This window comes from Williamsia sp., assembly GCF_036566845.1.
In the GTDB taxonomy this organism is placed as follows: domain Bacteria; phylum Actinomycetota; class Actinomycetes; order Mycobacteriales; family Mycobacteriaceae; genus Williamsia.
Window position 1 is genome coordinate 1 of record NZ_DATCVM010000095.1, and the last position, 10,522, is coordinate 10,522.

General features: G+C 64.9%; 7 protein-coding genes. All 7 read right to left on the reverse strand.

What is annotated here, in order from left to right; translation table 11 throughout:
- Positions 1-2,285, reverse strand: a 2,285-nt coding sequence (locus VIQ49_RS07985; RefSeq protein ID WP_331882915.1) for a beta-ketoacyl synthase N-terminal-like domain-containing protein, incomplete at its 3' end; no start/stop codon positions are given.
- 14 nt (positions 2,286-2,299) lie between these two features.
- Positions 2,300-4,198, reverse strand: a complete 1,899-nt coding sequence (gene fadD32 / locus VIQ49_RS07990; protein WP_331882918.1) for a long-chain-fatty-acid--AMP ligase FadD32 — start codon at positions 4,196-4,198, stop codon at positions 2,300-2,302.
- Positions 4,199-4,480: 282 nt separating this feature from the next.
- Positions 4,481-5,476 carry an LLM class F420-dependent oxidoreductase gene (locus VIQ49_RS07995; RefSeq protein WP_331882920.1) on the reverse strand — a complete coding sequence of 332 codons (996 nt, stop codon included), beginning with the start codon at positions 5,474-5,476 and terminating at the stop codon, positions 4,481-4,483.
- Between the two features lie 122 nt (positions 5,477-5,598).
- On the reverse strand, positions 5,599-6,576 hold the full coding sequence (locus tag VIQ49_RS08000) for a cutinase family protein (protein WP_331882923.1): 978 nt from the start codon (positions 6,574-6,576) through the stop codon (positions 5,599-5,601).
- Between the two features lie 10 nt (positions 6,577-6,586).
- A complete protein-coding gene (locus VIQ49_RS08005) occupies positions 6,587-7,126 on the reverse strand; it encodes a DUF732 domain-containing protein (protein WP_331882925.1) in 540 nt (179 codons plus the stop codon).
- A 94-nt stretch (positions 7,127-7,220) separates the two neighbouring features.
- A complete protein-coding gene (locus VIQ49_RS08010; protein ID WP_331882928.1) occupies positions 7,221-9,068 on the reverse strand; it encodes an alpha/beta hydrolase-fold protein in 1,848 nt (615 codons plus the stop codon).
- 130 nt (positions 9,069-9,198) lie between these two features.
- Positions 9,199-10,170: an alpha/beta hydrolase family protein gene (locus tag VIQ49_RS08015; RefSeq protein ID WP_331882931.1), complete on the reverse strand. Its 972-nt coding sequence runs from the start codon at positions 10,168-10,170 to the stop codon at positions 9,199-9,201.
- Between the last annotated feature and the right edge of the window lie 352 nt (positions 10,171-10,522).

Consider the following 10,522-nt stretch of genomic DNA (forward strand, 5'->3'; position numbering starts at 1 on the left):
ACCGCGTCGTCGAGGAACTTCTCGACCATCGAGTAGCCGAGTTCTTCTTCGATCAGCTTGTCGACCTTGTCGACCGCCGCCGCGAAGACCGGGTTCTCGGTGTAAAGCTGCTTGGCCATCTTGCGATGCTGCGAACCGAAGCCGGACAGCAGCCAGACCGCCGACGCGGGATCCGGTGTGTCGGAGGTGTAGACGATCGGCGAGTTCTTGTTGTCGGCGATCGCCCGCATACCCTTGAGCGCGTCTTCGTGGCTGCGCGCCATAACCACCGAGCGCGTGCGCCCATGGTTGCGGTGTGCCAGCGCGCGGCCGATGTCGACCAGCGGTGTCGCCTTGGCCTCGTCGGTCTCCAGCCACTCGGCCAGATCCGCGGCAGCCTTGCGGCGACGCGACGACACGAAGCCCGACACCACAAGTGGCACAACCGAACCCTCGACCGCACACGGTGCGAAACCCGCGGCGGGATCGACCTCGTCGGCGGCGGTGTCGTCGGCCTTCGGAGCCGCGGCCAACTGACCGAGCGCTGCCCGCTCGGCCTCGGTCATGTACTCGTCGTCGTCCGCATCGTCTAGGAAGTCGTCGACGATCGCCTGTGCGACAACCGGTTCGGCGCCTACGGCAACGGGCTCGGCAAGATCTTCCGGGGTCACCTCACGGATCACCACGTGAGCGTTGGTGCCACCGAAGCCGAAGCCGGACACTCCGGCGACCGCATGACCCGAGTACCGCGGCCAGTCGGTGGCCTCCGGGATCACGTTCAGATGTAGCGCATCGAACTGGATGTACGGGTTGGGGCCCACGTAGTTCAGCGACGGCGGCAGCTTGTTCTCGCCAAGGGCCAGAACGACCTTGATGAGACCGGCCGCGCCGGCGGCGGCTTCGAGGTGACCAAAGTTCGTCTTCGCCGACCCCAGCAGAGCCGGTTTGTCGGCGTCGCGACCGCGCCCGACCACACGTCCGAGAGCATCGGCCTCGATCGGATCACCGAGAATCGTTCCGGTGCCGTGGGCTTCGATGTAGTCGACGTCGCGAGGGTTGATGGCCGCGTCGGTGTACGCGCTGCGCAGCACCTCGACCTGGGCCTCGGGATTGGGAGCGGGCAGTCCGTTGGAGCGTCCGTCGGAGTTGACGGCCGAACCCGCGACCACGGCGAGCACCTTGTCGCCGTCTGCTCGCGCATCCGAGAGCCGTTTGAGGACAAGGAGTCCACCACCCTCGGCGCGGATCATGCCGTCGGCATCAGACGAGAAGGCCTTGATCCGACCGTTCTCGGACTGCACACCGATCGAATCGAATCCGAGGGTCGCCGCCGGGGTGATGAGCATGTTCACGCCACCGGCGAGCGCCACGTTCGACTCACCGCTACGCAGGCTACGGACGGCCTGATGGACCGCCACCAGCGACGACGAGCACGCAGTGTCGAGGGCGATCGACGGCCCCCGGAAATCGAAGTAGTACGAAACACGTCCGGCCACAATGGAAGTGGAGGTTCCGGTGAGTGCGTAGGCAGCGGTCTCCCCCGCGCCTTCCGGGTCGGAGACCGCCAGCATCTGATAGTCGTTGGTCGAACTGCCGATGAAGACACCGACCTGGCCGCCCTTGAGGTCGCTGGCGGGGATGTGCGCGTGCTCGAGCGCCTCCCACGTCAACTCCAGCGCCAGCCGCTGCTGCGGATCGACCATCTCGACCTCACGCGGCGACATCTGGAAGAAGTCGGCGTCGAAGCCCTTCACATCGTCGAGGTAACCACCGTTGAGGTTCGCCTCCGCCAGGACCTTCGCGATCCGCGGTTCTGACTTGAACTCCGTCCACCGATCCTCGGGCAGATCACTGATGCCGTCGCGACCGCTGATCAGCAGATCCCACGTCGACTCCGGCGTATGGCCGGCCTTCGGGAAACGGGTCGCCACACCGACGATCGCGACATCGTCGTCGGCACCACGCACCCGCTCGTAACGCTCGGCGTCATCGTCGTCGTCGCGTCCCTCGTCGGGATCGCCCTCGATGATGCGCTTCGCCAACGACGCGATCGTCGGATGCTGGTAGACGACCGTGGCCGTCAGTATCACACCGGTCTTGTCCTCGATGTCTCCCGACAACGCCACCGCATCACGCGACGACAGTCCGAACTCTTCCATCGGCCTGTCGACCGATACCTGATCAAACGCGAGGCCGGTGGTCTCCGAGACCCAGCCGCGCATCCAGTCACGCAACTCCGAGACCGTCATGTCGCCGGCCTTCTCGTCGTTGTGATCCTGGTCTGGCTCGTTATTCAGTTCAGGCATCGCCGGTTTCCAAACTATTGGTTCTCGATGGGCGAATCGGGGAACGCGGTCTGCTGGTAGCCACCACGCAGGGTCCCGTCGATGTACGCCGCCTTACATGCCCGCCGGGCGATCTTGCCGCTGGAGGTCCGCGGGATCGAACCCGCCGGGACCATCAGCACGTCGCGGGCCATCACGCCGTGGCGCTGAGCGACCGACGCACGCACCGTGTCGGCCACCTCCTGTGGATCGACCTTCTTGCCCGGTCCACGCTCGCCCACGATGACCAGTTGCTCCGAGGCATCGTCGGCGTCGAACTTCAATCCGCTGGCCGAGTTCTCGAACACCACGTCGGGAAGCTCGTTGGCCGGCACCGCGAAGGCCGCCACGAATCCCGGGCGCAGCGCACCGCCGGCCTCCTGGGCCGAGAACTCGAGGTCCTGCGGGTAGTGATTGCGGCCATCGACGATCACGAGGTCCTTCACGCGGCCCGTGATGTACAGCTCGTTGTCGTGCCAGACGCCGTAGTCGCCGGTCTTCATCCACTTGGCGCCATCCGGGGCGCCGACGCTGTGGCTGCCTTCCGGCAACGGGTTCTTCAGAGTGTTGTTGAACGTCTCTTCGGTCTCATCCGGGCGGCCCCAGTAACCGTGGCCGATGTTCATACCGTGCAGCCAGATCTCACCGACGTGGCCGTCGGGCCGCTCGGTGGCGGTCTCGGAGTCGGCGATCACGGCCCACTGGCTCACCGAGACCTGTCCACACGACACCTGTGCCACCGCACCCGGTGCGTCCTGGTCAACCAGCTTGAACTGACCGCGGTTGAGCTCGTCGCGGTCGACGTGGATGATCTTCGCCTCGTTGTCGCGCTTGGTCGACGAGACGAACAGCGTGGCCTCCGCCATGCCGTACGACGGCTTGATGGCCGTCTTCGGCAGTCCGTACGGACCGAACGCGTCGTTGAACTTCTTCATCGAACTGACCGTGACCGGCTCGCTGCCGTTGATCAGGCCGATCACGTTGCTCAGGTCGATGTTCTCGCCGGGCTTCGGCAGACCGCGCACGGCGGCGTGTTCGAACGCGAAGTTGGGAGCGGCAGCAAAGGTGTCCGCGCGGTCGGCCATCGCCGCCAGTTCCTGGATCCAGCGACCCGGACGACGGACAAACGCCTGCGGGCTCATGATCGTGATGTATTTGCCGCCCAGCGCCGGCAGGATCACCGTCAACAGCCCCATGTCGTGGAACATCGGCAGCCAGGTGACACCACGCGAGTTGTGGTCGAACTCGATCGCGTCGATCATCTGCAGCGCGTTCGCGGCCACGGACTCATAGGTGATGATCACGCCGGCCGGGATACGCGTCGAACCCGAGGTGTACTGCAGATATGCGGTGTCGTGCAGTTTCGGCGTCGGCCGGACCCAGGTCTCGCCGACCGAGTCGGGGACGGCGTCGATCGCGATGACGCGGGGACGCTCTTTGGCGGGCAGCGGCTTGAAGAAGTCGCGCACGGCCTCGGCCGACTTCGTGGAGGTCAGGATCGCGGACGGCTTGCAGTCGGCCAGCACGGCCGTCAGCCGATCGGTGTGGCCGGGTTCGTCCGGAGAGAACAGTGGGACAGCGATGTTGCCGGCGTAGAGCGATCCGAAGAAGCCGATCACGTACTCGAGCGACTGGGGCGCGAGAATCGCCACCCGGTCACCCGGCTGGGTGACCTGCTGCAGGCGCGCCGCGATCGCGCGCAGGCGTTTGCCGAACTGGGCCCACGTCAGGTCGATGGCCTCACCGTCGCGCTCGCGGCTGTAATCCATGAACCGATACGCAAGGGTGTCGGCCTGTTCGGCGACATTGCGCTCCACGTAGTCGACCAGAGTCGCGTCTTCGGTGAAGAACAGGTTGCCGTTCTCGTCCAAAAACTGGTCAAACTCGTTGTTCATTCGCACTCCTGATAGCGGCCGGGGCGCCGGCCCAAATCGGGTCACAGCTGTCGAACCCTTCCGTCGGCGTCGTTTCGGCCGAGTCGCCGAACACCGCCTCCGGATTCGTTTTCAACAGGGTTCCCTACTTTTCATGTCAAGCCAAATAGGACTCGAAGCCACGTCGGTCCCGAGCCAAACCTTTCAGATACTACCGGCGACGGTCCTGGGCACCCTCGCCGCGACACCCGGCTCTGCCGGATGACCGAAAGACAACCTACGCCACTGCGGCGCGCGCCGTGTCTACTCGCCTTTGAGAAGCGGGATGATGGGCGCGAACGCATCCATCTGAGTCGGGAACACACCGACATACGACATCGTGGTCCGGCGGCGCACCTCACGGATCTGGTCGGCAATCTGCTCGAACGATCCGAATGCCAGGTACGGCGACTGCAGGATGTCGTCGACCGAGAGCTTCACATCCATCGCGATGTTGGGCGGATATCCCTGGTCAAGGGCGGCAAGTGCCATCTCCGCGGTCGCCTCGCGATCGTCGGTGATGACGATCGTCGCGATGGTCCAGTTCAACTCGATCTCGTCGAAACGGTCACCGGCGGCCTGCCGGATCCGATCGACGCGTTCGACGGTCTTCTCCATCGTCATGTCGGAGAGCCGGAGCTTGCCGTCGGCGGTGGTTCCGGTGGCCACGGAGATGATGTCGGCGTGCTTGGCGGCGAGCGCCAGCATCTTCGGACCGCCACCGCCGACAGCGATCGGCGGCCGCGGACCCTGCCGCGGCCGGGGGCTGCCGACGAGTCCCTTGATGTTGTAGAACTCACCCGAGAAATTGACCTCTTCGCCACGCAGCAGTCCGTCGAGGATGGTCAGCGACTCGTCCAGGCGACGGATGCGGACACCCGGCGACTCGAACTCGATGCCGGCTTTGTCGAACTCCTCTTTCATCCACCCCGCGCCGATACCGAGTTCGAGGCGTCCCTTCGACAGCACGTCGATGGTGGTGGCTTCTTTTGCCAGCAGCGCCGGGTGGCGGTAGCCGTTGGCCAGGACCGAGGTCGCGAGCCGGATCCGGTCCGTGGCCTGACTCAGTGCACCAAGCGCGGCGAGCGGACCGACCTGATTTCCGAGGTGATCGGGTACCGCGAAGGTGTCGAAACCGTATTCCTCGGCGGTCTGCGCGAGCTTGACGAACTTACGGGCACCGCCCTCGTCGCGGTTGCCCTCGCCGCCGGCTCCGAACCGGAACTTACGCAGACCGGAGTCCGCAGCAGCTGAAGTCATCTCTTCTCCTACCTCGTACGCATTGCCGCGATCGGTCGGCTGACCCGACATCCAGCGGTTCGGCAGTAGACGTTACTTCCGCGGCCAGGCGGTTCAAAATGGACCACGGCGGGCAAAATGGGCTATTCGTGCTTGGGGAACGGCGCTTCGTCGATGACCGCCCGGGCCCAGTCGGTCATCCACACCGTGGCCGGCTGACCGTTGTCACTCCAGTACTGGGTTGTGTTGTACATCGCGTGCACCGGATTGTTGATCGCACCCATCAGCTTGTTGATGCCCTCGATGGGATTACGGATCGTCGGCGCGTCACAGATCAGATCACCGGGCGCACAGAGGGAGTACGTACGGTCCGTGAGTTCACCGAAACCACCGGGCCGTGGACCCGTGAGCGTGATCCCCGGTATCGGCAGGATGTCGAGCGCGATCTCGGCGCCGACACCCGTCGGATTGGGTCCGGCGTTCTTCGCCTGATCGGGCTCGCGCCGGCCGTCGGCGATGAGCCCGACCCCGAGAACCAGATCCTGCGCGACAGGACCCCGGCCGTTGCCGATCTCGCCGGCGATGTCGCCCACGATCACCGCACCCTGCGAAAAACCCGTCAGCACGTAGCTGGTCAACGGGCACTTCGCATTGACCTCGGCGATCTTCGCCCGGGTCCGCTCGGTGCCTTCGGCGCGCGAGACGTCGTAGTCGGCCTGCCTGTCGGTCAAGTTGGCCGGGTTCCGGAACTGCGCGATGTAGGGAACGGTGTAGACGTCCGCGCGGGACGCGTCGAACTCATTCGCCAGCGGTCCAGAGACATTGAGCATCAACGAAACCGGATTCGCGGTCGGGTTGTAGGGGTCGTCGTTGCTGGACGATTCCCAGGTACCCGGCACCACGATCACCTGTACATCCGGGCAGTCTGCGGGCTGCGCGGTGGGGCGCGGCACCGAACTCGACGGAGACCGCGTCGGGCCTTCCGGCCCGGCGGGTTCCGGTTTGAGCAGATTGATGATCAGGATCACCACGAGGATGATCGCGATGATGCTCAGGATCCCCAGACCGAGGATGGCAAAGAGCAGCAGTCTGCCCCGTTTACGCTTCTTGGGATTCGTCACAGGCGGCCGGTCAGCAGAACTTCAGCTCGGCGGCCTTGATCACCTTGTCGGCGTCCGCGTTGGCCTTCGCCTCGTCGGTGGTACCCGACCCCACGATCGGCACCACGAAGATCTTGATGGTCTCGGCCGGAGTCCCCTGCTTCTTGCCCTCACACACGGTCTGGCCCGCGCTGAGCGCCAGTGCGTTGTCGGGGTCGTTCGGGATCGACACGCCCTGCTTCTCCAGTTCGGCCAGGTACGCCTCGGTCTTGTCGTCGGCGTCGACGCCGGCGGGGACCTCGGCCGGAGCGGGTCCGGTGGCCGGCAGGCCCTCGGTGTCGTCGGGCTGGGCCTGGCTGGTCACCTTCGTAGACGTCACCACCGACGACGGAGCACTCTCGCTCGCCGAGGACTTGTTGCTCTCGGTGGAACTCACCGGACTGCTGGTGGTGCTGACCGCACTGGTGGGCGCCGACGCGGTCGAGTCGTCATCACCACACCCGGTGGCGAACACTGCCGTCATCAGCAGTGCGGCGCCCACGGTCACGGTCCGAATGATGTTGCCTGTCATGTCACTTCCTTGTCCGACGCCCTCGCGGGGAGCGTCGCCTCTGCAGTCTGGTGCCCGAAGGCCTCCGCCAGGCTACCCAAAGGACCTGAGGGAATTATTTGACCGTGACAACACCGTTGACGTTCTCGATGGAACCGCCCTCGAAACGGACCCTGGTGCCACCGGTGATCGGCTCGGCGTCGCTGACGGGATATCCGAGCTTCCCGTTCTCGTAGCCGGCCTTGCCCCAGGCGTCGAAGATCGGGCCCGGTGCGATGGCGTAGGCGCCCTTGGCCGGCGTCCAGTAGATGTTGCCGCCGTCGAACGCGGTGAGCTTGCCCCCGGCCTTGAGACTGACCTCGTTGGTCGTCGGGAAACCCAGCCAGCCGCCTTCGTATCCGAGCGTGGCGTATTTCTCGAAGATCTTGCCCTGCACCGAATGTGCGCCATTTGTGGAGTTCCAGTAGTACGAACCGATCTGGAAGTCCTGCACGCGTCCCTTGCCGCCAGGGGTGTCGTGCTCGTCGCCGGTCGGGTACTTCAGCGGTCCGGTCTCGTAGCCGTTCTTGCCCCAGTCGACGAAGATCGCGCCGCCGACGGGATGGGCGCCGGTGGTCCGGGTCCAGTAGATGTTGCCGTTCTGGAAGCGGTTGAAGCGGCCGACCCGGTCGGGTGTGGCCAGTTCGCCGGAGGTCGGGAAACCGAGCCATCCGCCGGGACCGCCCGCGGCCACATAGGCGCCGCCGATGCCGCCGCCGACCACCTGGGCTCCGGTCTTGGCCGACCAGATGATCCGCCCGCCACGGAAGTCCTGAGCGCGGCCACCGGGCACGTCGTACTCCGGCGTGAGGCACTCACCGAGCGACTTGTTCGCCTTGTAGACCGGCGCGATCGCACCGCTGGTGCTGCACGCCGGCCGGTCGGCCGCGAGCCCGAGGGCTCCGGCCGCCTGCGGCCACGCCTGTTCCATCTCGAACTGCCAGTACGGCCAGGTGTGGGTTCCGGAGTCACGGTAGACGGCCTGCGCACGCACCCCGAGTTGGTTGAGGCGGCTCGCGAACTGCTGCGAGGTCACCCGGGAGAGCACCTCGAGGCCCACGCCCGCATAGTTGGTGGCCAGACCCGGGATCGTGGACACCGTGTCGTACTGGCCGACGAGTCCGTTGCCCGACGATATGTAGAGGCTGGTGCCGGCCAGTTTGTCGGCCAGGACGTAGGGATCGTGTTCTTTCCACGCCGGATCAGTCGGCGGTCCGTACATCTTGGAGGCGTCGTAGCCGCCGGCATCGTTCACCGCGAACTGGACTGCCTGGGGCATACCGAACGAGCTGAGCTGGAGGATGCCGGAGAACGACGCGGCGAACTTGAAGAAGCCGGGGTTGCGCGCGGCGAGCATCATCGCGGCCGAGCCACCCATGGACAGGCCCTCGACGCCCCTGACGTCGGTCGAGCGCCACTGCTTCTCGAGGATCGGGGGCAGTTCCTTGGTGAGGAACGTCTCCCACTTGTAGTTCTTGCCGTTGTTCGGCTGTTGCCAGTCCGTGTAGAAACTGGACTCGCCACCGACCGGCAGGACGACGTTGACGTTCTTGTCCTTGTAGAAGTCCTCGACGTTGGTGTTGATGATCCAGCCGTTCTGGTCTTCCTGCGCCCGCAGACCGTCCAGCATGTACATCTGCGGGAACGTGTTCGACGGCCGGTAGTTCCAGTCCCGCGCGAGCAGCAACTGCACCTGGATGTTGGTGCCCATCGCCGGCGAGTACACCCACATCGCCACGCGGCGGTCGGAGTACCAGAAGGTGTTGGTGATCTTGACCCCGGGAACCTCCGCAGGAGCGCTGTAGACCGGTCCAGGCGCCGCGTGGGCAGGCGCGGCGGCCACGGTCGACGTTCCCAGCACGGTGGACACAGCCACTGCGCCGGCCATCAGTCCCAGTGCACCGCGCACGAATCTCTGCCGCATGGACCTCTACTCCTCAAAGTCACAAAAAAGAACGCCCTACGTGTTTCTTACACGTAGGGCGTCCTGTTTTGAGGTTGCCACACCTGTTACTGGTGTGATTTTTGTGACTGGTGAGTCACGGCCTCCTTGCTTAGCGGAACCATCCCTGGTTCAGTGCCCGCCACATCATGTCCTGCCAGTAGCCCCACATGTGGGTGCCGACCGGCGGGTAATCGGTGGTGATGCCGACGCCGTTGATCAGTGCCTGAACCTCGAATGCACGACTCTGTGCCAGCGAGAGCCACTCGAGCGGTACACCCTGGACGATCTCGACCGGACCCTGGCCGGCGTTGTAGCCGCCGAGGCCGCCGTTACCCGAGCCGACGCGAACCTTCAGACCGTGCATCTTGGTGATCTGCACAAACGGGTCGTTGTCGTACCAGCGGGTGCTCCACGGAGCGCCCCACATGCTGTCGGCGTTCCACGGTCCACCGTCAGCGTCGAGCAGAGCGACGCGGATGGCCGACTTCATCCCCGGAGCCGACAGGTTCAGGTACCCCGACATCGAGAATGCGTGCGAGAAGTTCTGCTTGTTGTTCGCGCCGATGACGAGGGCCGCGTTGCCGCCCATCGAGATTCCGGCGATCGCGTACTTGCCCGAGGGACCGCGCATACCCCTGGCATCCATCCCCGCGACCAGCGAACGCGTGATCACGCAGTTCCAGCGGTAGGCGTAGGGCTGGCCGTTGAAGTTGTTGGGTGCGTCCCAGTCGCTGTAGAAGCTCGCTGCGCCACCGACCGGCATGACCACGTTGACACCGCGGTCGACCATGTTCTGCACGTTGGTCTCGTGTTCCCAGCCGCTGACGTCGTTGGTCGCACGCAGTCCGTCGAGCATGACAACAGTCTTGTAGTTGCCCGGCTTGCTCCACGAACGAACCTTGACATCGGGCATGCCACAACCGTTTGCAGACCACTGCGAGAAGCCCGAGTTGGTGCCCCAGGCGCTGGCGGTGCCGGTGCCGGCCACCACGCCGACTCCGGCGATGGTCGCCACCGCGGCGAAGGCAGCGACGAACCGCTTACCGAGTCCCGCTCGCCCGAAAGGCTTGCGTACGCGCATCGAATACAACTCTCTTTCTGTCCAGTACCTCAGCCAACGGCTGAAGCACCTTTGAAATCAATCGGCCACGAGGACGCCCCGACCTCAGGTCCCTCAGCTGTCACACAGCTTTGCGACACAGAGGGTCTCGCACTCCGGCAACGAACGGAGCCTATTAGATAGGCACCGACCTGACAAACCCTGTGATCTGTTTCACTCTGTTCTGAACCGGGCGCGTGACCTGGCCAAATCCGGGTCCCAAATCACTATCGCGCCAGCAAAACGCGGCGTTACAGTTTCGAGACCTCTGGCTGGTCACTCGACCGTTATACGGGCGTCCCACCTGGCCGGACGCTCACATTCACAGGTTTCT